The organism is Azospirillum oryzae, from assembly GCF_008364795.1.
In the GTDB taxonomy this organism is placed as follows: domain Bacteria; phylum Pseudomonadota; class Alphaproteobacteria; order Azospirillales; family Azospirillaceae; genus Azospirillum; species Azospirillum oryzae.
The window spans coordinates 240,556-266,927 of the sequence record NZ_VTTM01000009.1 but is presented as its reverse complement, the minus strand read 5'-3'; the positions used below and the strand labels follow the sequence as shown (position 1 = coordinate 266,927).

The 26,372-nt window shown below is 69.5% G+C and carries 28 protein-coding genes; 13 read left to right on the top strand and 15 right to left on the bottom strand.

The genetic code is table 11. The annotated features are described in order from the left end of the window. Positions 1-240 precede the first annotated feature (240 nt). On the top strand, positions 241-792 hold the full coding sequence (locus tag FZ938_RS22640; RefSeq protein WP_246457942.1) for a hypothetical protein: 552 nt from the start codon (positions 241-243) through the stop codon (positions 790-792). 3 nt (positions 793-795) lie between these two features. Here the strand turns inward: FZ938_RS22640 and FZ938_RS22635 are convergent, their stop codons facing one another. The 9 genes from FZ938_RS22635 to FZ938_RS22595 form a co-directional block, all read right to left on the bottom strand. Then, entirely contained in the window at positions 796-1,314 is a 519-nt protein-coding gene (locus FZ938_RS22635) for a flagellar protein FlgN (RefSeq protein WP_149200694.1), read from the bottom strand. Then, a complete protein-coding gene (locus tag FZ938_RS22630) occupies positions 1,311-1,658 on the bottom strand; it encodes a rod-binding protein (RefSeq protein WP_149200693.1) in 348 nt (115 codons plus the stop codon). The genes FZ938_RS22635 and FZ938_RS22630 overlap by 4 nt, the downstream gene beginning before the upstream one ends. 29 nt (positions 1,659-1,687) lie before the next feature. Next, positions 1,688-2,872, bottom strand: a complete 1,185-nt coding sequence (locus tag FZ938_RS22625; protein WP_149200692.1) for a flagellar basal body P-ring protein FlgI — start codon at positions 2,870-2,872, stop codon at positions 1,688-1,690. Between the two features lie 11 nt (positions 2,873-2,883). Continuing rightward, complete coding sequence (locus FZ938_RS22620; protein WP_149200691.1) at positions 2,884-3,987, bottom strand: flagellin N-terminal helical domain-containing protein; 1,104 nt, start codon at positions 3,985-3,987, stop codon at positions 2,884-2,886. A gap of 4 nt (positions 3,988-3,991) precedes the next feature. Then, on the bottom strand, positions 3,992-5,389 hold the full coding sequence (gene flgK / locus FZ938_RS22615; RefSeq protein ID WP_149200690.1) for a flagellar hook-associated protein FlgK: 1,398 nt from the start codon (positions 5,387-5,389) through the stop codon (positions 3,992-3,994). Positions 5,390-5,414: 25 nt separating this feature from the next. Beyond that, positions 5,415-6,659: a flagellar hook protein FlgE gene (locus FZ938_RS22610; protein ID WP_149200689.1), complete on the bottom strand. Its 1,245-nt coding sequence runs from the start codon at positions 6,657-6,659 to the stop codon at positions 5,415-5,417. A 300-nt stretch (positions 6,660-6,959) separates the two neighbouring features. Next, entirely contained in the window at positions 6,960-7,970 is a 1,011-nt protein-coding gene (locus FZ938_RS22605; RefSeq protein ID WP_149200688.1) for a flagellar motor protein MotB, read from the bottom strand. Between the two features lie 6 nt (positions 7,971-7,976). Further along, the gene (motA, locus tag FZ938_RS22600) at positions 7,977-8,864 is read right to left on the bottom strand and encodes a flagellar motor stator protein MotA (RefSeq protein WP_149200687.1); all 888 of its coding nucleotides are present in this window, start codon (positions 8,862-8,864) and stop codon (positions 7,977-7,979) included. Between the two features lie 103 nt (positions 8,865-8,967). After that, positions 8,968-11,358: a hypothetical protein gene (locus FZ938_RS22595; protein WP_149200686.1), complete on the bottom strand. Its 2,391-nt coding sequence runs from the start codon at positions 11,356-11,358 to the stop codon at positions 8,968-8,970. A gap of 144 nt (positions 11,359-11,502) precedes the next feature. Here FZ938_RS22595 and flgF point away from each other — a divergent pair, with 144 nt between their 5' ends. From flgF to FZ938_RS22570, 5 genes are read left to right on the top strand one after another with little or no spacing between them, the layout of a single operon-like run. After that, positions 11,503-12,234: a flagellar basal-body rod protein FlgF gene (flgF, locus tag FZ938_RS22590; RefSeq protein ID WP_149200685.1), complete on the top strand. Its 732-nt coding sequence runs from the start codon at positions 11,503-11,505 to the stop codon at positions 12,232-12,234. Between the two features lie 23 nt (positions 12,235-12,257). Continuing rightward, complete coding sequence (gene flgG, locus FZ938_RS22585; RefSeq protein WP_109152932.1) at positions 12,258-13,043, top strand: flagellar basal-body rod protein FlgG; 786 nt, start codon at positions 12,258-12,260, stop codon at positions 13,041-13,043. Beyond that, the gene (gene flgA, locus FZ938_RS22580) at positions 13,040-13,768 is read left to right on the top strand and encodes a flagellar basal body P-ring formation chaperone FlgA (protein ID WP_246457944.1); all 729 of its coding nucleotides are present in this window, start codon (positions 13,040-13,042) and stop codon (positions 13,766-13,768) included. Before flgG ends, flgA begins: the two co-directional genes overlap by 4 nt. A 43-nt stretch (positions 13,769-13,811) precedes the next feature. Next, the gene (gene flgH / locus FZ938_RS22575; protein WP_149200684.1) at positions 13,812-14,543 is read left to right on the top strand and encodes a flagellar basal body L-ring protein FlgH; all 732 of its coding nucleotides are present in this window, start codon (positions 13,812-13,814) and stop codon (positions 14,541-14,543) included. 28 nt (positions 14,544-14,571) lie between these two features. Then, positions 14,572-15,045 carry a hypothetical protein gene (locus FZ938_RS22570; protein WP_149200683.1) on the top strand — a complete coding sequence of 158 codons (474 nt, stop codon included), beginning with the start codon at positions 14,572-14,574 and terminating at the stop codon, positions 15,043-15,045. Positions 15,046-15,083: 38 nt separating this feature from the next. Here the strand turns inward: FZ938_RS22570 and FZ938_RS22565 are convergent, their stop codons facing one another. From FZ938_RS22565 to FZ938_RS22540, 6 genes are read right to left on the bottom strand one after another with little or no spacing between them, the layout of a single operon-like run. Continuing rightward, positions 15,084-15,761 (bottom strand): flagellar hook assembly protein FlgD, encoded by a 678-nt coding sequence (locus tag FZ938_RS22565; RefSeq protein ID WP_149200682.1) that lies wholly within the window; start codon positions 15,759-15,761, stop codon positions 15,084-15,086. A 20-nt stretch (positions 15,762-15,781) separates the two neighbouring features. Further along, positions 15,782-17,206, bottom strand: coding sequence for a flagellar hook-length control protein FliK (locus FZ938_RS22560; RefSeq protein ID WP_149200681.1), 1,425 nt, complete (start codon positions 17,204-17,206; stop codon positions 15,782-15,784). A gap of 5 nt (positions 17,207-17,211) precedes the next feature. Beyond that, positions 17,212-17,952: a MotE family protein gene (locus FZ938_RS22555; protein WP_149200680.1), complete on the bottom strand. Its 741-nt coding sequence runs from the start codon at positions 17,950-17,952 to the stop codon at positions 17,212-17,214. Then, entirely contained in the window at positions 17,949-18,596 is a 648-nt protein-coding gene (locus tag FZ938_RS22550) for a DUF6468 domain-containing protein (protein ID WP_149200679.1), read from the bottom strand. The genes FZ938_RS22555 and FZ938_RS22550 overlap by 4 nt, the downstream gene beginning before the upstream one ends. After that, entirely contained in the window at positions 18,577-19,776 is a 1,200-nt protein-coding gene (fliM, locus tag FZ938_RS22545; RefSeq protein ID WP_149200678.1) for a flagellar motor switch protein FliM, read from the bottom strand. The genes FZ938_RS22550 and fliM overlap by 20 nt, the downstream gene beginning before the upstream one ends. A 19-nt stretch (positions 19,777-19,795) precedes the next feature. Further along, positions 19,796-20,341, bottom strand: coding sequence for a flagellar basal body-associated FliL family protein (locus tag FZ938_RS22540; protein WP_246457946.1), 546 nt, complete (start codon positions 20,339-20,341; stop codon positions 19,796-19,798). 188 nt (positions 20,342-20,529) lie between these two features. Between FZ938_RS22540 and fliF the strand changes: the two genes are divergently transcribed. The 7 genes from fliF to FZ938_RS22505 all read left to right on the top strand — a co-directional run bounded on the left by fliF (position 20,530) and on the right by FZ938_RS22505 (position 26,331). After that, a complete protein-coding gene (gene fliF / locus FZ938_RS22535) occupies positions 20,530-22,248 on the top strand; it encodes a flagellar basal-body MS-ring/collar protein FliF (protein WP_246457948.1) in 1,719 nt (572 codons plus the stop codon). Then, complete coding sequence (locus FZ938_RS22530; RefSeq protein WP_149200676.1) at positions 22,248-22,922, top strand: FliH/SctL family protein; 675 nt, start codon at positions 22,248-22,250, stop codon at positions 22,920-22,922. Before fliF ends, FZ938_RS22530 begins: the two co-directional genes overlap by 1 nt. Before the next feature lie 21 nt (positions 22,923-22,943). Next, positions 22,944-23,282, top strand: coding sequence for a flagellar motor switch protein FliN (gene fliN, locus FZ938_RS22525; protein WP_149200675.1), 339 nt, complete (start codon positions 22,944-22,946; stop codon positions 23,280-23,282). Positions 23,283-23,464: 182 nt separating this feature from the next. Continuing rightward, entirely contained in the window at positions 23,465-24,250 is a 786-nt protein-coding gene (gene fliP / locus FZ938_RS22520; protein WP_149200674.1) for a flagellar type III secretion system pore protein FliP, read from the top strand. Between the two features lie 2 nt (positions 24,251-24,252). Beyond that, entirely contained in the window at positions 24,253-24,537 is a 285-nt protein-coding gene (locus FZ938_RS22515) for a hypothetical protein (RefSeq protein WP_149200673.1), read from the top strand. A gap of 9 nt (positions 24,538-24,546) precedes the next feature. After that, positions 24,547-25,575: a flagellar motor switch protein FliG gene (locus tag FZ938_RS22510; protein WP_149200672.1), complete on the top strand. Its 1,029-nt coding sequence runs from the start codon at positions 24,547-24,549 to the stop codon at positions 25,573-25,575. A 45-nt stretch (positions 25,576-25,620) separates the two neighbouring features. Then, entirely contained in the window at positions 25,621-26,331 is a 711-nt protein-coding gene (locus FZ938_RS22505; RefSeq protein ID WP_149200671.1) for a hypothetical protein, read from the top strand. Positions 26,332-26,372 lie beyond the last annotated feature (41 nt).

Here is a 26,372-nt window from a genome sequence, read left to right as displayed (position 1 = left end):
GCCTCCGCGCCAATGGTACTGCGTCTTAAGACGTGGGAGAGTAGGTCGCCGCCAGGTCACTCAGACTCAAGAGACGCAAACCCAAAGCACAAGCTTGCATCTTCACACCACATCAGAAACGCCCCGGTTCATCAGAGCCGGGGCGTTTTCGCGTTTGGGGCGCGCAATTCTGTATCGCTTCACCGGCTATTAATTTGTTTTTGGTCAATTCGGTGGATTGAGCCGCCGGACGGTGGCGGCGTGGGGACGACGATGGGCGATCCGGACGATCTTTTCGACATCTACCGCAAGGACCACGCCGCGGCGGCCCTGACCGGTCCCGCGCTTGCGGCCGCCCTGTCCGACACCGTGCGGCGCAGCTTCACGCTGATCGAGGAGCTGTGTGCCGATGTGACGCGCGCCCTGGCCCAGGCCCGCTACACCACCAAGCTGGCGCAATCGGTGACGGACCGTTCCAGCTACGTCCGGCTGGACCGCCGCTCGGAGAGCTTCCGCGATTATCTGCGGACCTGGAGCCAGCAGCGGGCCGAGAAGGGCAGCGGCGGCATGCATTGGGAAACGCAAATCCTGGTCACCGATCACCGGAGGACGACGAAGGAGATCGGACTGGGCATCGCCTTCGAATGGCCGGGCACGGAAGGGGAGGGCGGCCTCGCCTTCGTCGAGTTCTGGCCGACCGGCGCCGGCGTCTCCCTGCCGTCCGATGCCCGAGGATTCCAGCGGGCGCTCGTCGCCTGCATCATCAAGCTGGAGCAGGCCGGCGAACTGGCCAGCGTCAAGGATCGTGGATAAGCCCTACAGCGTCGCGTTCAGGCCGGACGCCGAGAGTTCCACCGGCCGCCGCGCCTGTCCGTCGCGGGCATAGGTGCCGTCGCTGGATGCCTTCTCCAGCGCGGTCAGCAGGTTGCGGTTGATGGTCAACACCGCCTTGCGCAGCGCGACGAGGCCGGAGGCGTTGACGGTCACCGCCCGCTCCAGCCGGTCGATGCGTTCAAGTGTCATCGCGCGCAGATCGTCCGGCAGGCGGATGCCCTCGTCCCGCGCCCGCAACACGGCGCCTTCCAGCTGTTCCGCCATCGCCGCCTTGCGGTGGGCAAAGGCTTCCAGCCGGTCGAGCATGCCGGCGGCGATGCAGGCGGACTCCTCCTCCAGCACGGACGAAAGCGCTTCCACCGCGTCGAGGAAGTCGCGCACCAGCAAGGCGGTGGCGCCGTCATAGCCGGGATCGGGCGCGGCCGGCCCCTCGGCCTGCGCCTGTTCGGCAACGCGGTCGGGGGCGAATTCGTGGATCAGATCCTTGAGGGTGACGCTCATGACCGCTGCTCCGCCCCGGCCGTTCCTTGCGCTGCGTAAAGGCGCGCAATCTCGTCGTGGGTCATCCTGCCGATGCCCAGCGTGCCGGACTCGGCGATGGCCTTGCCATATTCCTGCAACAGCATGCTGCGCCACGGCTTTTCCGCCGGGCCGCCGCCACCGAACAGCGGGCTTTCACGCATGCCCGCGAACATGCTTTCCATCAGTTGGCCGACCAGCATCGCTTCGAACTCCTTCGCCACCTTGTCGGCGCCAGCGGAGTTGGAAAGGGGCGGGTTGGGGATGGCCGGCGTCGAAGGCGCTGTTACGGCCGTGCTGCGGAGGGTCGCTGCGGCGATGTCCATCGTCGTCTCTCCATCGTGGTCTCCGGGGGTCAGATGATTTCCAGATCGGCGTGCAGGGCGCCGGCGGCCTTGATGGCCTGGAGGATGGCCACCATGTCGCGCGGCCCCACCCCCAGCGCGTTCAGCCCGTTGACCAGCTGCTGCAGGCTGACATTGCCGCCGACGGTCACGAACTGGCGGCCGTTGCCCTCCTGAACCTGCACGTCGGTGCGCGGCACCACGACGGTGGAGCCGTTGCTGAAGGGCTGCGGCTGCGACACCTGCGGCGTCTCGACGACGCGGACGGTCAGGTTGCCCTGGGTGATGGCGACACGGCTGACGCGCACATCGTCGCCGATGACGATGGTGCCGCTGCGCTCGTCCACCACCACGCGGGCGATGGCGTCGGGGCGGACCGGCAGCTGTTCGATCTCGCCGATCAGGCGGGAGATGTTGCCGACATAGGATCCGGTGATCCGCACATCGACGGTGGTCAGATCCACGACCCGCGCATTGCCGGCGCCGAGCCGGCCGTTCACCGCGTCGGCGATGCGGATCGCCGTGGTGAAGTCGGGGTTGCGCAGGGCCATCCGCACCTGTCCGACATCGTTCAGCGCGAATTTCAGCTCGCGTTCCACCGTGGCGCCGTTGGCGATGCGGGCGGTGGTCGGCACCCCCTTGGTCACCGTCGCCGCCGCCCCGCCGGCGGTGAAGCCGCTGACCGACAGCGGCCCCTGTGCCACCGCGTAGGCCTCACCGTCGGCACCCAGCAGCGGCGTCACCACCAGCGTACCGCCCAGCAGGCTGGTGGCGTCACCAAGCGCCGACACCGTCACGTCGACCGTCGTGCCCTGGCGCGGGAAGGGCGGCAGGCTGGCGGTCACCATCACCGCCGCGGCGTTGCGGGTGCGCAGGGTCTCGCCGCGGGTGTTGATGCCCAGCCGCTCCATCATTCCCTTCAGGCTCTGTTCGGTGAAGGGTGTGTTGATGAGGCGGTCGCCGGTGCCGTTCAGCCCGACCACCAGACCATAGCCGACCAGCTGGTTGCGGCGGACCCCGTCGAAGGTGACCAGATCCTTCACCCGCGTCTGCGCCGCCGCCGGAACGGGCACGGCCGACAGCATGCCAAGCACCAGCAGCACCCCGCCGGCCAGCGCCGCGGCACGGCTGAAAACAGCACGGCGGAAAGCGGGCCGGGGCCGGCGCGGAACGGGGACCTGGATGCCGGGGCTCATGGTGATGCGGCCTAGAGGTAGTTGGTCAGGTGCAGCTTGGCGATGCGCGCGGTGGCGCTGGAGGTGGCGTCGATCTGCGCCTCCAGCTGGGTGATCCGCGTGCTGGCCTCATAGGGATCGACGCCTTCCAGATTGTCGATCTGCAGGCTGAGGATCGCCTTCTGCGTCTTGTGCTGCTCGGCCAGCGTGGCGACCTGGGCGCGCTGGATGCCGAGCTGCGCCGTCGCCTCCCGCAGCTTGCCGAGGCCGCCGGACAGCTTGTCCACCGCCGTCTTGATGTAGTCGGGATAGGCGTCGACGTTCATCTTCGACGTGTCGACCGCCGCCAGCATGTAGATGCCTTCCAGCATCTCCCGCATCATCGGATCGTTGGCCTGCACGCCATAGGCGATGCTGGTGGACTCCGCCGGCCGGCCGCTGACGCGCGGCGACGCGGCGCCGCCCGGCTGCCGCGCCGTGGTGCCGGTGTAGAGGCCGCCCTCGAAGGTGTCGGTCAGCGGGGCGGGGGCCGGTGTCGCCGGGTCGCGAACGGCGAACAGATCGTCCAGCCGGGCGATCACCGCCGCGGTCTCCGCCGCCGTCTTCGGCATCTCGGTACCGCCGGTGGCGGACTGGATGGCATCCTGGATGATCTGCATCGGCGAGCGCAGGCCCGACTTGTCGCCGTCGACATTGCGCATCGGCGGCTGGTCCAGCGCCGTGCCGGCGAACAGATAGCTGTTGCCGGACGCGGCGTTCAGCAGCCCGACCACCTGATCCAGCACGCCGCGCGCCCGGATCTGCAGAGACGTACCGGTCGGCGACTGCTGCCCCAATCCGGTGGAGGCGGCGGCCAGCAGGTCGGTGCCCGACGCGATGATGCTGGTCATCGCGCTGTCCATTGTCTTCATCCGCCCGTCGAGCAGGTCGGTGGTCTTCACATACTCGTCGGTGCGGTCGAACAGGTTGCGCAGTGCGATGTCACGGCCGGTGCCGGCGCCGATGGTGGCCGCGACGTCGGCATGGAGGCCGGTCGACACCTCCTCGTTCGCGCGGGTCAGCTCCATCTGCTGCCGGGTCATGGTGCTTTGCAGCTTCCGGCTCATCCCCAGCGTGGACAGGGCATTGTACAGCATCGGCTTACCCCTTGATCTGCAACAGGATGTCGATCATGCGGCCGGCGACCTGCACCACCTGGGCGCTGGCGCCATAGCTCTGCTCGATCAGCAGCAGCTTCTGCATCTCGTCGTCGATGTTGACGCCGTCGCGGTTGATGCGCGCGGTTTCCAGCGTGTCGGCGCTGATCTTGCGCGCGTTCATCTCCGACTCCGCGCCGGTGCGGTAGCCCTGCTGGGCCGACACCATCGCCGTGGCGTAGCCGCCGAGCGTCGCCGAGGCCGGCATGTCGGTGGCGGCGAAGCTGCGGGTGCCGGTGAAGACGGTCAGGAATTTGTCGATCTGCGTCTGGTCGCCGGGCTGAAGCGGGGCCGCCGCCTGCACGCCGCTCTGCATCCGCCAGCTTTCCGTCCGCACCGCGTCGTTGACGGCGATGCGCGACGCCAGACCGGCGGTGGCGCCATAGGCCGCGCCGGCATCGGTGAACAGGCCGGGCTGGGTCGGGTCGGCCTCCGCCCCCTGGAAGGCCTGGACGATGCCGGCCGCCAGTTCGTCCAACTGGGCCATCGCGCGGGGCATGTCCTGCTTGATGGTCTGGACATAGCCCATGATGCGGCCGCTCTGGATCTCGCTGTCCGGCTTGGCCGACAGGGCGACGCCGTTCGCCATCACCTCGTCCCCCAGCAGGGTCAGCGGCTGCTCGCCCGGCGCCAGTGGGTGGTCGAGCAAGGTCTGCCCGTTGCGGGTCATCACCACCGTCTGGCCGTCCTCGCGGCTGTAGGTGCGGATGCCGATCTCCTGCGAGACCTGATCGAGCAGGCGGTCGCGCTCGTCGCGCAGGTCGCCGGCATCGCCGCCGCGCGTCTCCAGCGTCGCGATCCTGCCGTTCAGGTCGCTGATGCGCTGGAGCGAGGTGTTGACCGCATCGACGGAGGTCTGAAGGCGGCCCCTGGCATCCTCCTGCACGGTCTGCGCCGCCTCGGCGGCGCGGTTCAACCCGTCGGCCAAGGCGGTCGCCTGCGACACCACGGCGTTGCGGGCCGCGTCGTCGTTGGGCATGTCGTGCAGGCGGGCGAAAGCCTGCTGCAGCTTCGACAGCTGGGTGGAGACCGATTTCTCGTCCTGCGGCTGCCCCAGCACCAGCGCATAGTCGGCCAGCGCCGAAGCGCGCGCCTCCTGCCCGCTGTAGCGGCTGGTCTCGAACCGCGCGTCGCGGATCAGCAGCTCGTCCACCTTGCGGGCGACGGCGTCCACCCGCACTCCTGCACCCCGGCCGGCGGTGGTGACCGCCGACAGGTCGAGGTCGCGGCGCACATAGCCGGCGGTGGTGGCGTTGGCGAGGTTGTGGGACACCATCGCCGCCTGCTGCTGCGTCGTGCGCAGGCCGGACAGGGCGGAGGTGAGGGCGAGTTGGACGCTCATGGCCGGGGCTCCGTCTGTGCTGGGCTCAACGCTTCAGGCGCGTGGTTTCTTCAACCATCTCGTCGGCCGTGCGCACCAGGGTGGCGCTGGACGAGTAGGCGCGCTGCGTTTCGATCAGCGAGACCAGTTCGGTCGCGATGTCGACGTTCGACTGCTCCAGCGCGCTGCCGACGACGGTGCCGGCCCCGCCCTGCTTGCCGGCGCCCAGCGTGAGCGTCCCGGTCTCCGCCCCCAGCGTGTAGGTGTTGCCGTCCTGGGCGACCAGCCCGTCGGGGTTGGTGACGGTGGCGATCGGGATCTGGTACAGCGCCTGACGGGCGCCGTTGTCGTACATCACCCACAGCTTGCCGCTGTCGTCGATGTCGACCGAGGTGACCTGCCCGACCTTGGCGCCGTCGCCGGTGATGGTCGGCACATAATCGCCGTTCAGCTGCGTGAGGTTGCCGAGCGACACGCCGAAGCTGTCGGCCGTCGGCGTGGCCGGCGAAGTGACGGTGATGCCCGGCATCGGATCGAGCGGCAGGCCCCCGGCATCCACCGGCTTTCCGGCATAGGGACCGGTGGCGGCGAAGGTCAGCGTCACCGGCGCGCCGCCGACGGTGTAGCCGGCCGGGCCGGTGGCGGTCAGCGTCCACTCGTTGGGATTGGTGGTCTTGGTCCAGGTCAGCGACAGGTCCAGCGGATTGCCCAGCCCGTCGTAGAAGGTCGGGCTGCTGGTGAAGCTGTCGCCGGCGGCGGCCTGGGCCGGCAGGTTGCCGGAGAAATCCATCGTCGTCGTCTTGGAACCGCCATAGACGAGGTTGCCGATGTTGACCGACTGCAGATCGTCGAAGCGGGAATTGCTGACGTTCGGCATGGTGCCGTCGGGGTTCAGCTTCCAGGCTTCCAGATATTGGCCGGCGTTGTTGCGCAGAAAGCCGGTCTCGTCGGGCAGGAAGCTGCCGGCGCGGGTCAGCGAATATTCCGGCGTGCCCGACGCCTTGTTGCCCACGACGAAGAAGCCGTTGCCGCTGATCGCCATGTCGGTGGCGGAGCCGGTGCCCATGATGGTGCCGTCCTGCTGCACCTGATAATGGGTGGCGGACTGCACGCCGCTGGCGGTGTAGGTGCTGCGGCTTCCGGGCGCGGTGACCAGGGTCGAGAAATCCACGGTGGCCCGCTTGTAACCGACCGTTTGGGAATTGCTGATGTTGTCCGAAATGGCGGCAAGGCGCGAGCTTTGCGCGGACATGCCGCTGACACCGGACCGCATGGCGCTGTACAGGCTCATCCTTGGAATCCTCTGGTCAACCGTCGAACGGAAGGGGGTTGTGCGTTCCGGGATTCTCCGCGGATGACTGGCGGGGTTAACGGTAGCGAAGGGGTTTTAAAGGGGCTTTAAAGGAAAAGGAGAGGGTTTTTGTTAAAATGTTTGGGGATTTATTTGGTTGGGTGTCGGCTTCGATTGCCCCCACCCTGACCCTCCCCCGCTGGGCAGGGGAGGGGATTGGACTCTTGTCGGCGTTCAGCGGCAGTCCCTCCCCTGCCCAGCGGGGGAGGATAGGTGGGGGTCTAACGCCTCCAATTCCCCCTACCGCCGCAGCAGCGTGATGCTGATCCGCCGATTGCTGGGATCGAGCGGACCGCCGGCTCCGAAATGGTCCAGATCCGCGCGCCCCTCCACCCGGACGATGCGTCCGCCCGGAATGCCGCTGGCGATCAGCTCGCGCCGTGCCGCGTTGGCGCGGTCGCTCGACAGTTCCCAGTTGCCGTACTTCGCATCCGGCGCATAGCCCAGCGCATCGGTGTGGCCGGTGATGCCGATCGGGTTGGGCACCGACGCCAGCGCCGACGCCACCATCCGCATCAGCCGCCGTCCCGGCTCGTTCATCTGGGCCGACCCGACCTTGAACATCGAAAAGCGGGCCTGATCGGTCAGCTGTACGCGCAGGCCCTCCGGCACCTGCTGGATCACCAGACTGCCCTGCAGGGCGTTCAGATCCGGCGCGGCGGCAATGCGCTGGCGCAGGTCGCGCTCCAGCGTCTCCAGCGCCACCCGCTCCGTCAGTTCGGAGGACTGGCGGTCGAGCAGCGCCTCCAGCTCGGCGCGGGTGGCGCTGACGCCGGGCGCCGGCTGTTCGGCGGCAGGCGTCAGCGGCGCGCTCTCCGTCGCGCTGCGCAGCAGGTCCACCGGCGGAACAGTGCCGCCGGGCGGGTGGGGCATCGGGTCCTTGCGGCCGGCCGGCTGGCGGTCGCTGTCGCCGACCGACGCGACGACGGGCGGGGAGGCCACCGGACTCGCCTGATCGCCGGCGGCATTCGGGGTGGTCAGCGAGCCGGTCTTGTCGACCGAACGGCCGGCCAGCATGCCGTCGGCGCCGGAATTGCTCTGCGACACCGCCACCGGGTTGAAATAGTCGGCGATGCCCTTGCGCTGCTCGGTCGTGGTGATGTTCATCAGCCACATCACCAGGAAGAAGGTCATCATCGCCGTCACGAAGTCGGCATAGGCCAGCTTCCAGGTGCCGTTGTGCTCTTCCTCGTCATGGCTGCCGAGATGGCGCTTGACGATGATCGGGGGGAGGGCGGTCTTGCGCGGCATGGCCGGTCACGCCGCCTGGCGGCCGTCACGGGCCTTGGCCTGCGACGACAGCGTGGTTGCGACCTCGACCTCGGCAAGGCTGGGCTGGATGTCGGTGTAGAGCACCTTGCGGGCATATTCGGCGCAGACCTGCGGCGGGCTGCCGCGCAGGTACGCGCACAGCGCCGCCTTGATGCAGAAATACATGTTCAGTTCCGATTCGCGGCGCTGGCGGGCGGCGCTGGCGATCGGGCCGACCATGCCGTAGGACAGCAGCACGCCGAGGAAGGTGCCGGTCAGCGCCCCGCCGATCATGCGTCCCAGCACCTCCGGCGCCTCGCTGATGGCGCCCATGGCGTTGATGACGCCCAGCACCGCGGCGACGATGCCCAGCGCCGGCAGGGCGTCGGCGAGGTTCTGCAACGCCTTCGGCACCTGGTTCAGCTCGCGGCCCAGCGTGTCCAGTTCCTCCGCCATCAGCGATTCCAGGTCGTGCGGGTTGTCCTGCCCCAGCGCGATCAGGCGCAGATAGTCGCACAGGAAGGTGATGCAGCGGTCATAGCGCAGGACGTTGGGATACTGGGTGAACAGCGGGCTTTCGGCCGGCTTGTCGATGTCGGTTTCGATCTGCGACATGCCCTTGGACTTGGCGACGCGCAGCAGGCCATAGACCAGCGCGATCATGTCCAGATAGTCGTTCTTGGGCGTGGCCCGCCCGCGGGCGATGGCGCCGACCGCGCGCAGCGTGTCGCGCAGCACCGCCGGGCTGTTGGCGATGGCGAAGCCGCCGATGCCGGCGCCGATGATGATGACGATCTCCACCGGCTGCCACAGCACCGCCATCCGTCCGCCCATGGCATAGAAGCCGCCGAGCACGCTGGCGAACACCGCGATCAACCCGAACATCAAGCGCATGTCTTCTTCTCCGGATGTGCAAAAGCCATCGCGATTGGGCGCAACAGTCCGCCGACGCTACCGCCCGCCGTTTAAAGCGGCTTTACGGATCAGGGCCCAAAGGTCAGCGAGTCCCCTTCCACGCCCGCGTCAGCCGGCCGAGCGCGTCCGCCGTGGCAAGGTCGCGCTCCACCGACTCCGCCCGCAACGGCCCGTCGGCCGGCGGCGGGGTCAGCGCGTCCAGCAGCCCGGCCCAGCGGGTGCCGGCCAGCAGCGCGCGTTCCGCGGCACCGAAACCGCGCGTCGCATCGGCGTCGCCGGCCAGATAGGCCGACAGCCCCTGCAAAGCCAGATCCTCCGCCGTCGGCTCCGCGCCTGTGGCCTCCCTTTCGGCGGCCAGTTCGGCGAAGGCGGTTCGCGCCGCCCGCCATTCCCCGGCGGCGAACAGCCCCTGTGCCCGCAGCCGCGCCGCCTCCGCCCCGCTCAACCCCCGCAGCGCGTCCAGCGCCCGCACGGTGTCGCCGTCGCCGAGCAGTGCGTCGGCCCGCAACAGCGCCCGGCGTTCGGCCAGTTCCGGCTCCAGCCCCGAGCCGCCGGTGCGGGCCAGCACGTCCAGCGCCTCCCCCTCGCGTCCGCCGTCGATCAGGGCGCGCGCCAGCGTGGCGCCAAGCTCCGCCCGGCGCGGACCGCTCGCCCGTTCGGTCAACGCATGCAGAATGCGGGTCGCCTCCAACCCATAGCCGTCGCGCAGCAGCAGGCCGGCGAGGCGTCGCCTCAGTCCGCCGTCGGCAGTGTCGGCCAGCGTCACCAGCCGCCCGTGCCGCGATTGGAGCGCCAGCGCATAGAGCCCGCCCGGGGGCGATTGCTCCAGCCGGTCGAGCACGGCGGTCAGCAGGGTGCGCCCGGCCGTCAGCGCATCGCGCCCGCGTGCGGTGGCGCCGAAGCGCCGTCCCAGCAGGCCGAAGATGTCGAGCGCCGCGTCGGTCCTGCCGCTGCGGGCATAGGCGCCGCCGAGTGCCGCCAACGCATCCGTTTCGATGTCGTCGCCGCGCCAGGCGAAGCGCAGGGCTTCCAGCGCCTTGATGGCGCCGTCCTCGTCCAGCCGGCCCAGGCCGCGGCGCAATTCGATGGCGTGCACCTCCGCCCGGCGGGCGAAGGGACCGCGGCGCACGGCTGCCGCGGCGTCATAGCGTTCCAGTGCCGCATCGGGCGTCGCCTTCAGCTCCGCCAGCCGGCCGCGGAAATAGTCGAGCCGGCCGTCGGCCATGCCCACGGAATCGACGGTGATCATCTCCAGCACGATCAGGTTCAGCGCCGCACTGTCCCCCGCCTCGTCCGCCGCGGCGGCGAGCGTGGTCAGCAGCCGGCTGCGCAGGTCGGCCGGATAGTCCAGCAGCCGGCGCAGGGCGATGGGCAGCCCTTCCTTCGCCGCCGCCCAGCGGGTCGGCGCCAGCGCCGCGCTGCGCCAGACGGTGTGGTCGGGCATGGCGCCGGCCGGCAGCTGGACGAACAGATTGTCGTCGGGCGCATCCTCACGGTCGAGCGCGCGGAAGGCATCGCCCAGGATGCGCAGGGCATAGCGCTGATCGGGTGCCGGCGACAGGCTGGCCGCCGTTTCCAGCGCCGCGCGTCCTTCCTCGTCCATGGCGCGGGCGAGCAGGAAACGGACCAGCGCGATCTGCGCCTCGACCCGCGCACGACCCTGCGCCGTCTCGACGGCGACCTGCAGCGCCTCGCGCCTGTGGTTGAAATCCTCCCCGGCCCAGCCGGCGAGATCCATCGCGGCTATGGGCGGCGGCGCCGGCAGCTTGGGCGGTTCGGCGGCCTGCGGCGCGGGCTTCGGCGTGCGTTCCGGCATGCGCTCAAGCTGCCGCAGGGTCTGCTGGATGCTGTCGCGGATTTCGCCTTCCAGGCTGGCAACGACGGGGAGGGGTGGGGTAGGCACAATCCCCCTCTCCCCGGGGGGGAGAGGGGACTCTGCCGGGGGCGGGAGAGTGATAGGTGCAGCATTCGCTGTACCGATGGGGTTCAGCGCTTCGACCACCTCAGCGACACCGACAGACGGCGGAACCTGCGGCACCGGATCATTGGCGATCACCGCCTCCACCGCCCCATCCCTCGTCACCCCCGGCTTAACCCCCGGAACCGGCGGTCCGCCGACATCGACGATCAGGTTCCGGCGCTCCATCACGCTCGCCACCCGCGCGCCGCAGGGCACCGTCGCGGTCAGGCTGCGTCCGCCGTCCGCCGTCACGAAGTCCGAAAGCCGGCGGGAGAAGCTGTCGCGAAGGCTCGCAAGCGGCCAGCGCAGCGGATCGGGCACGCTGATGCGCAACACGCAGCCGTCGACGACCGCCACCGGCGCCACTCCCTTCGGCACCGACAGCACCAGCCGCGAATAGTCGCCATGGTCGCCCAGCTGCGCGCGGACGGTCGCGGCCTGCGCCGTCCCCGACAGCAGGGCGAGAACCAGCGTCGATCCAAGCGTCAGTGCGTTCTCCGGGCGCCGTTTCATCACAGTCGTCTCGCATTTTATCGAAATGATCGCCAAACCCAAACCAAGACCGGCAAGGCATCCACCGGAACGGTTCAGGTTGAAACCCGGCTTTAAACTGCCTCGTCCAGATTAAGGCGGAGTTCAAAACCGGAGTGTTCGGCGATGGAGAACCAGCTTTACATCGGACTGTCGCGCCAGATGGCGCTGCGGCGGCAGCTGGACGTCGTGGCGAACAACGTCGCCAACATGAATACGGTCGGTTTCCGTGGCGAGCGCACCCTGTTCGAAGCGGCGATGGAGGCCGGCGGGCGCAAGCCGACCGACCGCATCGCCTTCACCATCGACCGCTCCACCTACACCGACCTGCGCGCCGGCGCCTTCACCGAGACCGGCAACCCCTATGACGTGGCGCTGGATGGCGACGGCTTCCTGTCGGTGCAGACGCCGGACGGCGTGCGCTACAGCCGCGACGGCCGGCTGCGCCGCGATGCCGACGGCACGCTGGTCGGCCCCAACGGCTACCCGGTGCTGGACGACGGCCGCCGGCCGATCGCCATTCCGTCGGACAGCAGCACCATCACCATCGGGTCGGACGGGCTGCTGTCGGCCGACGGCAACGTGATCGCCCGCATCGCCGTCTTTCGCTTCGACAATCCGCAGGCGCTGAAGCAGACCGGCGACCTGCTGTTCGAACCGGCCGACGGCATGGAGGCGCGCCCCGCCCCCGACACCAGGCTGGTGGAGGGCAAGGTCGAGCGCTCCAACGTGCAGGGCATCGTCGAGATCGGCCGGATGATGGACCTGACCCGCGATTATCAGGCGGTGACCAAGATGGTCGACGACGGGCAGGACCTTCTGCGCTCCGCCATCAACCGCCTCGGCAAATCCTCTTAAAGCTCCAAAGGGAGAGTCCGTCCATGCGCGTGCTCAGCATCGCGTCCACCGGCATGATGGCCCAGCAGATGAACGTCGAGGTCATCTCCAACAACATCGCCAACATCAACACCACGGCCTTCAAGCGCTCGCGCGCCGAATTCCAGGACCTGATGTATCAGGCGGAGCGCCGGCAGGGCAGCCAGTCCACCGATTCGGGCACCATCGTGCCGACCGGCGTCGAGGTGGGGCTGGGCGTGCGGCCGACCTCGGTCAACCGCATCAACACCACCGGCAACCTGACCTCCACCGGCAACGAGCTGGATCTGGCGATCGAGGGGCGCGGCTATTTCAACGTGACCCAGCCCGGCGGCGAGACCGTCTACACCCGTGCCGGCAGCTTCAAGCTGTCGCCGGAGGGCACCATCGTCACCGCCGACGGCTTCACCGTGGCCCCCGGCATCACCGTGCCGCAGGGCACGCGCGAGGTGGTCATCAACCGCTCCGGCGAGGTGCTGGCCTATGTCGACGGCAAGACTCAGCCGGTCAACCAGGGCCAGCTGGCGATGACGGTGTTCGTCAACGACAGCGGGCTGGAGGCGCTGGGCGACAACCTGTTCCGCGCCACCCCGGCATCGGGCGAACCGCAGGAGGGGCTGGCAGGCCAAGCCGGTTTCGGCACCATCCGCCAGAAATATCTGGAATCCTCCAACGTCAACGTCGTGCAGGAAATCACCGAGCTGATCTCCGCCCAGCGCGCCTACGAGATGAACGCCAAGGTGATCGAGGCCGGCGACCAGATGGCCTCCACCATGACCAACATGCGGTGACGATTGTGCGGCACACCTTCCGCCGGCCGCTGGTCACGCTGATGCTCGGGACCATGCTGGCGCTTCCCCTCCCGGCTGCCGCCGGTTCCGGCGCCGGTCCGGCCCCCAATCCCGTCGAGACGCGGCTGGCGGAGGAGCTTCTGGCCACCCTCGGTCCCTCGGTCCCGCCGGACGCCCAGGTGGCGCTGACGCTGGGCCGGCCCTTCGACGGGCCGGTGGATGCCGTGCGCGACATCGGTCTCGATCCCCGAACCGGCATCTTCCAGGCCCGCATCCTCAGCGGCGGCCATGTCGTGGAGTTGAGCGGCCGGGCGGACGTCGAAGTGACGATGCCGGTGCCGGTCCGCCGCATCCGGCCGGGCGAGATCATCGAGGCGTCCGACCTGACAACCATCCGCCTGTCGCTCGACCGCGCCGGGGCAGGCTTCATCGCCTCGGCCGACGCGCTGATCGGCCAGTCGCCGCGCCGCCAGCTCTCCACCGGGCGGCTGGTGCAGGTCGGTTCGGTCGGCGCCCCCATCGTCGTCCAGCGCAACCGGCCGGTGACGCTTGTTTACGAGGACGGCGCGCTGCTGCTGGCCGCCCGCGGGCGGGCGTTGCAGGAGGGCGGCGTCGGCGACACCGTGCGCGTCATGAACATCGCCAGCAACACCGTCGTCACCGGCACCGTCACCGGGGCAGAGACCGTTTCGGTGAGCGGCCCGCGCGTGCCCCAAAGACCTTGAGTATTGCCGGCACGGACTTAATCTCAGCAAGGGAGCTTTCCAAATGCGCACCGCGCTCGTCCCCATCCTGCTGCTGTCGCTTGGCGCCAGCGGCTGCGCGCGGCTGGCCGACATCGGCAGCGCTCCCGCCCTGTCTGAGATCTCCAACCCGGCGCTGCAGCCCGAAGCCCGCGTGATCTCGCTGCCGATGCCGCGGCCCTCGACGGCCGAGCAGATCCCAAGCTCGCTCTGGCGCACCGGATCGCGCGACTTCTTCCGCGATCCCCGCGCCAAGGCGGTGGGCGACCTGCTGACCGTCGTCATCGACATTTCCGACCAGGCGCAACTGCGCAACAGCACCCAGCGCGGGCGCACCAACAACGAGAAGGCCGGGCTGCCCAACTTCTTCGGGCTGGAAAGCCGTCTTCCCGCCGTTCTGCCCGACGCCGTCGATCCGGCCAATCTGGTCGATCTCGACAGCTCCAGCACGTCGAGCGGCAACGGCACCATCCAGCGCAACGAACGCATCGCCATGCGCGTCGCCGCCGTGGTGACCCAGGTGCTGCCAAACGGAAACTTCGTCATCGCCGGCCGGCAGGAGGTGCGGGTGAACTACGAACTGCGCGAGATGCGCATCGCCGGCGTCATCCGTCCCGAGGACATCAGCAATGCCAACACCATCGAATACGACAAGATCGCCGAGGCGCGCATCACCTATGGCGGCCGAGGCCAGATCACCGACGTGCAGCAGCCGCGCTACGGCCAGCAGGTGCTGGACGTGATTCTGCCTTTCTGATGATCCGGCCTGTTCGGGAGCCCGCGCCATGAAAGCCGTTCTGCTGTTCGCCGTGGCCGCGGCGCTCGCCTTCGCCGGCGGCTACGGCTTCGGCCGCATCGAGGCCCCGCAAGCCGCAGCCCTCGCCGCTCCCGCTGAACCGGTTGCCGGCGGCCCCTATTACGTCGAGGCCGGCCAGCTGGTGGTGCCGATGCTGGAGCGCGGGCGGACCATCGCCTTCATCCTGACCCAGGTCACGCTGGAGGCGTCCAGCGCCGACGACGCGCTGCTGGTCCGCCGCCGCCTGCCGCATGCCCGCAGCGCCATGCTGGAGTCCCTGTTCGACCTCGCCGGCCACGGCCGCTTCAACGGCCCGGCGGTCGATCCGCAAGGCGTTGCCACCGCGCTCCTGGCCGGCGCCAACGGCTCCTTCGGCGTCTCCCCTGGCGGCCGGGACAGCGCCCAACCGATCCGCGCGGTCCTGATCGACCGCCTGCTGCGCCAGGACAACACGCGGCTGTAAAAAACGCCCTCTCCCGCCCTGGGAGAGGGCCTATACTCTCACGACGCCGACAGCACCGCGCCCGAATCCACCGTGGCGCCGTTCTTCAGCACGAACTTGCTGACGCCGTCGACGCTGCGCACCTCGGCCACCGTGTCGGTGACGACGGTGGCGGTGTTCAGCGCCTTGCCGTCCTTGTCCTTCGCCGTCACCCGCAGCGTATAGACGCCGTCCGGCGCGGTGCCGCCGCTCGTCGTCCTGCCGGTCCAATCGAAGACCTGCCGACCGGTCTTCAGCGAACCGGGGCTGCTGTAGACGACGCTGCCGGCGCCGTTCAGCACCTCCAATTTCACACTGGCCGGCGTTCCCTCGACCGTGTAGGCGGCCTGCGCCTTGCCGTCGGCCAGCGAAAGCTGGTCGGACGCCACCTCCACCTTGCGGCCGAGCAGGGCCATGTCCATGCGCATGCCGCTGCTCTTCAACGTGTCCAGAACCTTGCCCAGCGTGTCGTTGGAGCGCATCGACTGCTCCACCGTCGACAGCTGCGCCAGTTGGGTCATGAACTGGGTGGCGTCCATCGGCGCCAGCGGGTCCTGGTTGCGCAGCTGGGCGGTCAGCAGCTTCAGGAAGGATTCGTAATCGACCGTGGGCTTCTTCTGTTCGTCGGCGGCCGCGTTCGTCTTCGCGGCGGTCATCAGGCCGGTGCTGGGCGTTGTGGTACCGGACATATTTGTCATGGCGGGAAAGTCTTTCCTGTTCAGACGGTGACGTCGACCAGCCCGTCGATCGGGCGCAGCGGCCGGTCGGCAACGGCTTCGGCGGCGGGTTCGGGAACGGCCTGCACGCTCCAACCGCGGGAGCCGCCGCCTTGGTCGGGAGCGGCGAAGCCGCGCGACTGCCCGTCGCCCTGCAGCGAGAACTGAAGGTTGGAACTGTCGAGCGACATGCCGGCATCGCCGAGCGCGCGTTCCAGCTGCGTCAGGTCGCGCCGCAGCAGGGCCAGCGTGTCGGCCTGTTCGGCCTGGATGGTCAACGAGACCTTGCCGTCGCTGACGTCGGCGACGACGCGGATGCGGCCAAGCTCCGCCGGGGCGAGGTCGATGTGGAACTCGCCGCCGCCGTTCTCCGCCACGCGGACCAGCGGGGCCGCCAGCTGCGCCATCGCCGGGCTGTGCGCGGTTGCGGCCCGGCCGGAGGCCGCGGCGGCGGCATAGTGGGTGGCCGCCTGGGCCGGCAGCGTCGGCACCGCCTCGAACCCTGTGGCCGCCGCATCGCCGCTGCCCGCGGTGGGGGGAGCGGGGAAGGGCGGGGCGGGGTCCCGGCCGGTCGGGGCGACATCGGGCGCCGGCTGTCCGGGCTGTGTGGATTGCAGGGCGGCGGACGCACCGGCGGTCTGTTCGGCCTTCCCGGTGGCGCTGCCCTGACGGCCGGCGCCATGCGCGCCGCGGACTGCGGTGCGGGGATCGCTGCTTTCGTCGCGCCGGATCTGGCGCCCGTCTGGGGAGAGGGGCGCTTCGGCGGCCGCGTCCGGCGCGGCGGCGGTGGCCATGGCCCTAGCCGTAGCAGTAGCAGTAGCAGTAGCAGTAGCAGTAGCCGGCAGGTTGGCCTGCACGATCCGGCCGGGATCCGGCGTCTCGGCAACCCGGTCGGCGTTGCCCTGTGCCGCGGCATCGGCGCTTGTGGGTGCCGCCGTTTCGGCCTGTCCGGCCGGCCGATTGGGTGCGGCGGCGGCCGGCGCCGGTTGCGCCGTGGATGCCGGTGCGGTCGCGGCGGCCTGCCCGGCAGGGTGCTTGCCGTCGCCGGTCGGCCCTGCCGCCTGCGGAGCGGCGGAACCCGGCGTCGTCGCATTGCCGATGGTTGCCGTCGGCACAGCCGTTGCCGGTGCGGTCGTGGCTGCGGCCATCATCCAGGGCATCAGCGGGGCGTCGGCGCCGCTCGCCTGAACCACCGCCTGGGTGATCGCGCCCTGCGCGGCGACGGGGTCGTCCGCTCTCGGCTCCTTGCGCTTGCGCAGCCGGTCGGGGCGGGCCGCATCGTCGGGTTCCTCCTCCGCGGCCTCGTCCACCAGACTGGCGAAGTCCCCGTCGCGCGCATCGTCGCCTGACGAGCCGCCGCGTTGGGCCGAAGCGGAGGTTGTGGCCGGCCGGGGCGGAGCCGAGACGGCATCGGGCATGCTGGTCATGGCGCTCAATTCGTCAGGGTGGGGCGCGGAACGGCCGTCACCGGCACCGAAGCTCCGACGACGGTCGGAGCGGCCTTGCGGTCGCCGGGCAGGGCGCGGCGCTGCAGGATCAGCCGCGTCACCTCGCGCGCCTTGGCATCGGCCATCTCGGCCAGGATCGGGGCGGCGCGCCGCTCGGCGATGCGGTCCAGCACGTCCACCACGATGTCGGTTTCCATGTCCGTCAGGATGCGGGCGGCGTCGCGCGGCTTCATCGCCTCATAGATCGCCACCATCCGCTTCAAATCCTCCTGCGCCAAGTTGGACCGCTGGGTCATCAGTGCCTCGACCTCGCGCTTCACGCCGTTCAGCCGCTGGATCTGCGTGCCGACCCGCGCCTCCGTCGCCGCGAGCACCGCTTCGGCCTCGCGCAGGCGGTTCTGGCGGCCGGCGCTGTCGGCCTTCTGCTCGTCGATGGCCGCGCGCAGCAGCGGATCGGTGCAGTTGGGCGGCGCCAGCGCCACCGGCGGCGGGATCTCCGCAACCGGCGTGGAAACCGGCGGGGGAGTCTGTGCCGGTGTGGGTGCGGCGTCGGCCGCCTTCGGATCGGTCGCCTTCAGGTCGGTGGCCCAGGGCCGTTCATGGGCGCCGAATTCGCGGTCGAACTGCTGGGCGATCACCGGGAAGCCGTCGACCAGCGCGCCGAGCTTCAGCGGCAGCACCATCAGCACGGCGACCAGGGTGATGGGCAGGATGCGCGGGATCATGCCGACGCCTCCGACCCGACGGTGCGCAGCCGCGCGTAGAAGGCGCTGGCCGCCGCCTTCGCCGGGCCGGCGGGAGCGGGAACCGTCGCTTCGGCAGGCTGTCCCGCCACCGCACGCAGAGCGGTTTCGAGCGCCCGGAATTCGCCATGATCCACCTCGGCCGCTTTCAGTGCGGACACCAGGGGGGAGGTTGCAGCGGCCTCTGCGGTCACCTCGGCCGGCTTCGCCGCGCTTTCGACGGTATCCGCCACTTCCGGCCGCGCCCGGTTGCGGGTGGAGCGCGCTGTGCTTGCCATGGCGCCTTCATCCAGGCGACGCAGCAGGGCGCGGGCATGCTGGACCGACTCCTCCATGCGGGCGGTGGTGCGCTCGCAGGATCCCAGGATCAGCGCCATGTCCTCCTTCATGCCCTTGGCGCGGTCCAGATCGTCGGACAGCCGCGCGGCGATCTCGGTCGCCGACACCACCATGCGCTTCATCGAGGCGTCGGTGTCGTCGATCGACTTGGAGAAGGTCGACACCAGGGCGTTGATCTCGGACTGGCCGGTGCGCAGCAGCTTCAGCCGCTTGTTGACGATGACCAGATAGGCGGTCGCCGTGACCAGCATCACCGCCAGGGCCGCGTCAATGAGAAAGGAGACCATCGATCAGCTCCTGCTTGGTGTCGAGATCGGTGTCGATCTTCACCGCGATGTTGTCGTTGCGCTGTCCCATGTGGCCGGCGAACAGCGGGATGGTCTTGCTGAAGACCAGGACGGTGGAATCGGGGTTGATGCGCAGCTTCAGCGACTGGCCCTTCTGCCAGGCCAGCACCTCGCCCAGCGGCACCTTGGTCTCCGCCAGCACGGCGACCAGCTCCAGCTTGGAGCGCATCAGCTCGTTCTTCAGGTGGCTTTCCCACACCGTGTCATGGCCGAACTTCTCGCCCATGAACATCTGCACCAGCTTGCCGCGGATCGGCTCCAGCGTGGCATAGGGGATGACGATGTCGATGTGGCCGGTGCGGCGCTCCACCTCCACGGCGATGCGCACGCGGATGATGGCGTTGGTGGCGCGCGTGATGGTGGCGAACTGCGGGTTCACCTCCAGCCGGTCGAAGACGAAGTCGACCTGCGCCAGCGGATCGAAGGACTGCCCGAGATCCTGCAGCACCACCTTCATCATCCGCTCGGTCATCTTGCGTTCGATGGAGGTGTAGGCGCGCCCGTCGATCCGCCCCGGCCGCGACCGCCGCCCGCCCAGCAGCACGTCCATCATGCAGTAGATCAGCGCGCTGTCGATGGTCACCAGCATCTGGTTGTCCCACGGCTCGGCGCGGGCGACGCCGATCAGGGCCGGCAGCTCGATGGCGTCCTGGAAGTCGGTGTAGCGCAGCCATTCGATCTTCGACAGCGATGCCTCGACGTTGGTGGAGGCGAACTGGCGCAGCGAGGTGTTCAGCATCCGCACCATGCGGTCGAACACCACATCCAGCATCGGCAGCCGGTCCTTGTTGACCGTGGTCGAGCTGACCAGCCGCTGGATCGCGCTCATCTCCGGCCCGCCGCCTTCCGGCGCGCCGAAATTCAGCAGCCGGTCGATCTCCTCCTGGCTCAGCGTCTTGGTCTCGCCGCTCAGCGCCTGCTGCATCGCTTCGGCCATCGCCGCGGCCTCCGCGGCAGGGGGCGGAGCGGGCGCGGCGGTCTGCTGTGCCGCGGCCAGTTCCCACGCGGCATCGGACCAGTCCGCATCCTCGTCAGCAACGGGGACGGAGGTGGGCATGGACGGGGTGGCCATTGACGGGGTGGGCATGGACGGGGCGGGCGGGGCGGGGGTGTCGGTCATCCGGTGCCTCTGGAGGTCGCTATTGCGTGAGCAGGCTGCGCAGCAGCACGTCGGTGACGACGTCGCGCCGGCCGGCGGGGTCGGACAGGATCAGGTTGAAGCGGCGCCTGATCTCGCTGCGCAGGCGGTGCAGCCCGGCCGATCCATCAAGATCGTCCTGGTCCAGGTTGCGCAGGAATTCCTGCAGACTGTCGGTCAGCTGCGGCATCGCCCGTTCCAGCGTCTGGCGGTCGTGGGGAGCGACGGTCAGCGACAGGCCGATCTTCAGGAAGCGGGACGGCGTGTCGCGGCGCAAATTGACGACCAGTTCCGGCATGTCGACCACGGCGTCGGCCGGCGCGGTCTCCGCCGACGGCACCCAAAGCCGCTCGACGGCTTCAGTGCCCGCCGCCAGCCAATAGCCGCCAAGCCCGGCCGCCGCCACCGCGCCCAGCGCCAACAATCCTGCCAGCAGCCGGGCGACCGGCAGGGCGATCACCAGGATCCGCCCCGACCCGCGCAGCCTGTTCAGGACTTCGTCCCGCGTCGCCGTTCCTGTTTTCGCCATGCCAAGCCGTGTAATCATCGCTCCATCCCGCCGGACATTGCCGAAAATTTTAGTCAACCGGGAAACCAGTAAAGTTTTAGAAGCTTTGTCGTTGGCACCACTCCCGTTTTTTACTCCGCTTAAAAGTCGCGCCGTTAGCGTGACGGGGTGTGCAGGGCGAAGACTAGGCCCGCCGATTTTCAGAAACTTTAAAGGTGCGGGGAACCGTGGACAGTCTGATCGACACCTTGCGGTCGTTGGGGCGCGGTCGGCTGCTCGTCCTGGCGGGCACCGGGCTCGGCATCGTCCTGGCCGTCGCCGGCATGGCGCTGCTGCTGTCGCAGCCGCACATGACCGCGCTCTACAGCGGCCTTGAACCGGCGGAGGCCGGCCGCATCGCCAAGGCGGTGCAGGAGATGGGCGTGCCGGTGAACGCCGGCTTCGACGGCACGACGATCAGCGTGCCGCAGGCCGATGTGTCCCGCGTCCGCATGGCGCTGGCAGAGAAGGGCCTGCCATCCCACGGCGGCGTCGGCTACGAACTGTTCGACACCGACAAGCCGTTGGGCATCACCAGCTTCATGCAGCGCATCAACCGCCTGCGCGCCATGGAGGGTGAACTCGGCCGCACCATCGAGACGCTGTCCGGCGTCGAGGCGGCGCGCGTCCACATCGTCCTGCCGGAACGCGAGGAGTTCTCGCGCAACGCGCCGAAGCCGACCGCGTCGGTGGTGGTGCGCATGCGCGGCCGGGGATCGCTGGACCGCCGCCAAGCCCTGTCGATCCGCCACCTCGTCTCCGCCGCCGTGCCGAACCTGAAGCCCAGCGCCGTGACGGTGATGGATTCCTCCGGCGAGCTTCTGCTGACCGAGGATGACGGGCCGGGGCTGGCCTCGGCGCGCACCGACGGGCTGCGCGTCGCGGCGGAAACCCGTGTCGCCCGCGCGGTGGAGCAGATGCTGACTGCCCGTCTCGGCGCCGGCAATGTCCGCGTCCAGGTCGCCGCCGAGGTGGAGACCAAGCGCGAGGTGGTGCGCAGCCAGACCTTCGACCCCAACAGCCAGGTCGTCCGCTCCACCCAGACGGTGCAGGAGCAGGACCGCAGCCAGGACACCAACGGCGAACCGCCGGTTACCGCCGAACAGAACCTGCCGCAGCGTGACGTCCGCGCCCAGTCGCAAGGCCCGCAATCCTCCAACGACAGCAAGCGGCAGGAGGAGACGGTCAACTACGAGATCTCCAACGTCAGCCGCGAAACGGTGATCGAGCCGGGCGACGTCCGCCGCCTCAGCGTCGCCGTGCTGGTCAACGGCACCTGGAAGTCCGCCGCCGACGGCACCCGCCAGTACGAGCCGCGTAGCGCGGAAGAGCTTCAGCGCCTGGGCGAGCTGGTCCGCTCCGCCATGGGCTTCAGCGAGGCGCGCGGCGACCGGGTGACGGTGGACAATCTGGAATTCGTCGATCTGGCCCCCGACCTCGCCCCCCGCCCGCTGGGCGACGAGATCGCCGAGACGCTGACCCGCAACGTCATGACGCTGATCCAGTGGGTGATCCTGCTGGTGCTCTCATCCCTGGTGATCCTGGTCGGCCTGCGTCCGCTGATCCGCCGCGTCTTCCCGGCGCCGGAGCCGGTGGTGGCGGAAGCCCCGGCGCTGTCCGCCCCGGCCGGCGGCGCCATGCCGCAGCTGACCGGCCCGGCCAATGCGGCAACCGCCGCCGCCGGTGCGATTCCCGCCGACGGGGAGGAAGCCGACCCCGCCCTGGCCGCCGCCCCGATGGCGCCGCAGCTGGGCATCGAAGAGACGATGGACCAGCTGATCGAGCTGCGCACCGTCGAGGGCCGCGTCCGCGCCTCCTCCATCCGCCGGCTGGGCGAGCTGGTCGACCAGTATCCGGACGAGGCCATCGATATCCTGCGCTCCTGGCTCTATGAGGAGGTGGCGTGATGGCCGCCTACCCGCGTTATCGCTTCGACCACAGCTTCGGCGCGCCCGTCGCGGTGGCGGAGCCGGAAGCGGTGGAGAGTGTCGACCCGCTCGACCTGCCGACCCTGTCGGAACGCGAGCACCGCGCCGCCCTGGACCGCACCCGCGAGGCCGCGCTGGCCGAGGGCCTCGCCCAGGGCCGCCGCGACGGCGAACTCTCCGCCGCCCGCCGCATCGAGGCGGAGCTGTCCGCCACCCTCGACCAACTCGCGCAGCGGATGGCGACGCTCGACGCCGGCCATGCCGCCCTGATGGAGCGGCTGGAGGCCCAGGGCGCCTTCGTGCTGCTGGCGCTGGTCCGCCGCATGGCGCCGCGCCTGCTCGATCAGGTCGCCCATACCGAGGTCGAGCGTCTCGCCGCCGATGCCTTGCGCGCCGCCGGACAGGCCTCCGTCCTGACCCTGCGCCTGCACCCCTCGCTCTGCCTCCCGCTGGAAGAGCGGCTGGCCGGGCAGGCCGTCTTCCAGGGCCGTCTCGACATCCAGGGTGACCCGGCTCTGCCCGTCGGTGCCCTGGAGGCCAACTGGGGCGCCGGCGCCGTCCGCCGCGACCCCGCCGCCATCCAGGCCGCCATCGCCGACCTCACCGACCGCGCCGTCGCCGCCCTGACACCGGCGCTGTCCTCCGACCTTTAACGATCCGAAGCGAGATTCCGCATGCCTCCCTTGAACCTCGACATGCTCGACGACGATCCCAAGCAGGCTGAGAAGGCTACCGACAAGCTGGGCGACAAGCCTTACGACGGCCCGATGAACGCCATCTACAACGTGCCGGTGGACGTGCAGGTCGTCCTGGGCCGCACCAGCATGCTGGTGGCGCAACTGCTGAAGCTCGGCCGCGGCGCCGTGCTGGAACTGGAGCGCAAGGTGGACGAACCGGTCGAGGTCCTGGTCAACCACCGCCTGGTCGCGCGCGGCGAGGTGGTGATCGTCGAAGACCAGCGGCTGGGCGTGACCCTGACCGAGATCGTGCGGACGGAACTGGAGATCGACTGAAGCGGGAGCAGTCGTCACCGGTGCCCCCTCCCTAACCCTCCCCCACCTTCGGTGGGAGAGGGGACTGCCGCCGCTTCGCGATTCACGTAACGCCACCAAGCATCCAACCCCCTCCACCGCCGAGGGCGGGGGAGGGATGGGGAGGGGGCAATCGCGGCAACCACTCCCCCGAAAGCCCCCGCATGCGCCTCCGCCCCCTGACCCTCCTCCTGGCCATCCTCCTCGCCGCCGGCCCGGCCGCGGCGGCGCCGCTCGACCTCAATCTCGGCGCGCTGGGATCGCTGACGGACGGGGCGAGCCTGTCGGGGCGGATCGTCCAGGGCATCGTGCTGCTGACGGTGCTCAGCGTCGCGCCCGGCCTGCTCATCATGGTCACCTGCTTCACCCGCATCATCGTCGTGCTGTCGCTGCTGCGCTCGGCGCTCGGCCTGCAGCAGTCGCCGCCGAACATGGTGCTGGTCAGCCTCGCCATGTTCCTGACCTTCCACATCATGGGGCCGGTGATCGACAGCGCCTGGCAGGACGGCCTGCGCCCGCTGCTGAACGAGCAGGTCACCCAGGAACAGGGATTGGAGCGCATGATCGAGCCGTTCCGCGGCTTCATGGCCTCCCATGTCCGCGAACGCGACCTCGCCGCCTTCGCCGCCTTCACGGCAAAGCCGAAGCCGGCCGGCGAAGACACGGCACCGGCCAAGGACGAGCGCCCGGTGACGGCGGAAAGCGTCGATCTGCGGCTGCTGATGCCGGCCTTCCTGCTGTCGGAGCTGCGCCGCGCCTTCGAGATCGGCTTCCTGCTGTTCCTGCCCTTCCTGGTGATCGACATGGTGGTGGCGGCGATCCTGATGGCGATGGGCATGATGATGCTGCCGCCGGTGATGATCGCGCTGCCCTTCAAGATCATCTTCTTCGTGCTGACCGACGGCTGGTTCCTGATCGCCGGCAGCCTGATCCGCTCGTATGGGGTTTGAGGATGGACGACAATCCCGCCGATCCCCCCGCCAGCCTCGCAGACAGCCTTCTCGCGCTGGCCCGCCGCCGTGGCGTCGCGGTGCCGGAAGACGGCTCGGTCGCCGGGCTGCTGTCCGCTCTCGACGCCAACCCGCTGATCCCGCATCCGCTGCTGCTGGTGGCCGGCGCGGTGATGGCGGTCGCCTTCCGCCACGACCGCGCGCTGGCCCTGCCGCCGGCCGAGGCCTTCGATGGCGGGGGCGATCCCGCCCCGTCCTCCGTCCCCTCCGCCGATTACTCCTTCTGAGGTGCCGTCATGGGAACGCCGATCAAGATCCGTGAGAATTACAAGAGCCTGACCGGCGTGGAGAAGAGTGCCGTCATCTTCCTGGCGTTGGGCGAGGAACGTGGCTCGCGGCTGATGGAGCGGCTGGACGAGGATGAGATCCGCCTCGTCAGCCGGGCGATGGCGACTCTCGGCAACGTCACCTCCAATCTGGTGGAGACGCTGATGCGCATCTTCACCGAGCGTTTCGCCAATGCCGGCTCGGTGATCGGCTCCTACGACAGCACGGAGCGGATGCTGAACCGCTTCCTGCCGGCCGACCGCGTGACGGAGATCATGGGCGAGATCCGCGGCCCCGCCGGCCGCACCATGTGGGAAAAGATGTCCAACGTGAACGAGGGGGTGCTCGCCAGCTATCTGGCCGGCGAATATCCCCAGACGGCGGCGGTGATCCTGTCGAAGATGCGGGCCGACCACGCCGCCAAGGTGCTGGTCCTGCTGCCCCCTGCCATCCGCACCGAGGTGATCGAGCGCATGATCCAGATCGAATCGGTGCAGCGCGAGGTGTTGCTGGACATCGAATCGATCCTGCACAACGAGTTCATGGCGAATTACGCCCGCACCCACGGCAACGATTCGCTGGAGCGGATGGCCGACATCTTCAACCGCATCGACCGCGAGACGCTGACCGAGATCTTCGACGATCTGGAAACGGTGATGCCGGAACCGACCCAGCGCATCAAGCAGCTGATGTTCACCTTCGAGGATCTGATGCGGCTGGACCGCGTGTCCCTGCAGGCGGTGATCCGCCGCTGCGACACCGGCCAGCTCGCCATCGCGCTGAAGGGGGCGCCGGCGGCCCAGCGCGACCACTTCCTGTCGGTGCTGTCGGAACGCGCCCGCCTGATCCTGCTGGACGAGATCGAGAACATGGGGCCCTTGCGCATGCGCGACGTCAACGACGCCCAGGCGGAGATCGTTCGCGTCGCCAAGGCGATGGCCGACGACGGCACCATCATCATCCCGCAATCCGACGACGCCGACACCGTCGTCTATTGAGCGGAGCGCTGCTGCTTGGGGGATCCGTGAATGGAAGCAGTCTGAATGGCCGGGCACGACCTCGTCCCCCGGCATGTGCCGCCGCCGGAGCTGCTGGCGGCGCAATTCGCCGCGACGCCGTCACCCGTCCCCCGCGCCGTGGATGACGGGGGCGAGGCCGGACCGCTCGTGCGCCGCCTGCTCGACCTGCTCGATTCGCTGTCGCCGGCCGATGCGGCGCTGGCGCGGGGATGCCTGCCGCGCTGCGATTCGACCTTCGGCGCTGCGCTCGCCCTGTTCCTGGCGGCGACGGCGGAAGGCTGCCGCGGCTGGCTGGGACCGGAGGTGGCGGCCGGGCTGGAGGATCTCGACGGCGGGCTGCTGCTCGACGACTGCGACCGGGCGCTGGCCGCGCGGTTCCAGCCGGTGGACGGACGGCTGTGGCGCCTGTCCCGCGTGCCGCTTCTGGACAGCGGCGAAAGCCTGCTGTGCGCCGTCGGCATCGAAGACGGCCTGTCCGACCGCATCACCCTGGTGCTTCAGGCCCGGCCGCAGCGGCTGGGTCCGGTGCAACTGATGGCGACTCTCGCCGGCCGCCGGCTGGACGTGACCCTGCGTCTGGCGACGGGGTTGCCGTCCTCTGCCCTGGCCGACCTGCACGAGACCTTCCGCGCCGCCCTGACCGACTGCCGACTGGACGGCGCGCTGACCGTCGGCCCGCTGGCCGATGCCTGGCTGGGGTTGGACCGGCCCCTGTCGTCCGATCTGGCGCTGTGAGCAGGCTCCCTCTCCCTGGGCGGGAGAGGGCGATTTACCCC

Excerpts from the sequence above, each read along its gene's own strand:
- flgK (WP_149200690.1), bottom strand. The coding sequence starts at position 5,389 with ATGAGCGTCCAACTCGCCCTCACCTCCGCCCTGTCCGGCCTGCGCACG.
- fliM (WP_149200678.1), bottom strand. The coding sequence starts at position 19,776 with ATGACCGACACCCCCGCCCCGCCCGCCCCGTCCATGCCCACCCCGTCA.
- fliN (WP_149200675.1), top strand. The coding sequence starts at position 22,944 with ATGCCTCCCTTGAACCTCGACATGCTCGACGACGATCCCAAGCAGGCT.
- FZ938_RS22620 (WP_149200691.1), bottom strand. The coding sequence starts at position 3,987 with ATGCTGTACAATGCCCTGTCCACGCTGGGGATGAGCCGGAAGCTGCAA.
- flgH (WP_149200684.1), top strand. The coding sequence starts at position 13,812 with ATGCGCACCGCGCTCGTCCCCATCCTGCTGCTGTCGCTTGGCGCCAGC.
- FZ938_RS22530 (WP_149200676.1), top strand. The coding sequence starts at position 22,248 with ATGGCCGCCTACCCGCGTTATCGCTTCGACCACAGCTTCGGCGCGCCC.
- FZ938_RS22570 (WP_149200683.1), top strand. The coding sequence starts at position 14,572 with ATGAAAGCCGTTCTGCTGTTCGCCGTGGCCGCGGCGCTCGCCTTCGCC.
- FZ938_RS22565 (WP_149200682.1), bottom strand. The coding sequence starts at position 15,761 with ATGACAAATATGTCCGGTACCACAACGCCCAGCACCGGCCTGATGACC.
- FZ938_RS22635 (WP_149200694.1), bottom strand. The coding sequence starts at position 1,314 with ATGAGCGTCACCCTCAAGGATCTGATCCACGAATTCGCCCCCGACCGC.
- fliP (WP_149200674.1), top strand. The coding sequence starts at position 23,465 with ATGCGCCTCCGCCCCCTGACCCTCCTCCTGGCCATCCTCCTCGCCGCC.
- flgG (WP_109152932.1), top strand. The coding sequence starts at position 12,258 with ATGCGCGTGCTCAGCATCGCGTCCACCGGCATGATGGCCCAGCAGATG.
- FZ938_RS22630 (WP_149200693.1), bottom strand. The coding sequence starts at position 1,658 with ATGGACATCGCCGCAGCGACCCTCCGCAGCACGGCCGTAACAGCGCCT.
- FZ938_RS22605 (WP_149200688.1), bottom strand. The coding sequence starts at position 7,970 with ATGCCGCGCAAGACCGCCCTCCCCCCGATCATCGTCAAGCGCCATCTC.
- FZ938_RS22510 (WP_149200672.1), top strand. The coding sequence starts at position 24,547 with ATGGGAACGCCGATCAAGATCCGTGAGAATTACAAGAGCCTGACCGGC.
- FZ938_RS22505 (WP_149200671.1), top strand. The coding sequence starts at position 25,621 with ATGGCCGGGCACGACCTCGTCCCCCGGCATGTGCCGCCGCCGGAGCTG.
- FZ938_RS22625 (WP_149200692.1), bottom strand. The coding sequence starts at position 2,872 with ATGAGCCCCGGCATCCAGGTCCCCGTTCCGCGCCGGCCCCGGCCCGCT.
- FZ938_RS22560 (WP_149200681.1), bottom strand. The coding sequence starts at position 17,206 with ATGACCAGCATGCCCGATGCCGTCTCGGCTCCGCCCCGGCCGGCCACA.
- FZ938_RS22595 (WP_149200686.1), bottom strand. The coding sequence starts at position 11,358 with ATGAAACGGCGCCCGGAGAACGCACTGACGCTTGGATCGACGCTGGTT.
- FZ938_RS22550 (WP_149200679.1), bottom strand. The coding sequence starts at position 18,596 with ATGGTCTCCTTTCTCATTGACGCGGCCCTGGCGGTGATGCTGGTCACG.
- motA (WP_149200687.1), bottom strand. The coding sequence starts at position 8,864 with ATGCGCTTGATGTTCGGGTTGATCGCGGTGTTCGCCAGCGTGCTCGGC.
- FZ938_RS22555 (WP_149200680.1), bottom strand. The coding sequence starts at position 17,952 with ATGATCCCGCGCATCCTGCCCATCACCCTGGTCGCCGTGCTGATGGTG.
- flgF (WP_149200685.1), top strand. The coding sequence starts at position 11,503 with ATGGAGAACCAGCTTTACATCGGACTGTCGCGCCAGATGGCGCTGCGG.
- FZ938_RS22515 (WP_149200673.1), top strand. The coding sequence starts at position 24,253 with ATGGACGACAATCCCGCCGATCCCCCCGCCAGCCTCGCAGACAGCCTT.
- FZ938_RS22610 (WP_149200689.1), bottom strand. The coding sequence starts at position 6,659 with ATGAGCCTGTACAGCGCCATGCGGTCCGGTGTCAGCGGCATGTCCGCG.
- FZ938_RS22540 (WP_246457946.1), bottom strand. The coding sequence starts at position 20,341 with ATGATTACACGGCTTGGCATGGCGAAAACAGGAACGGCGACGCGGGAC.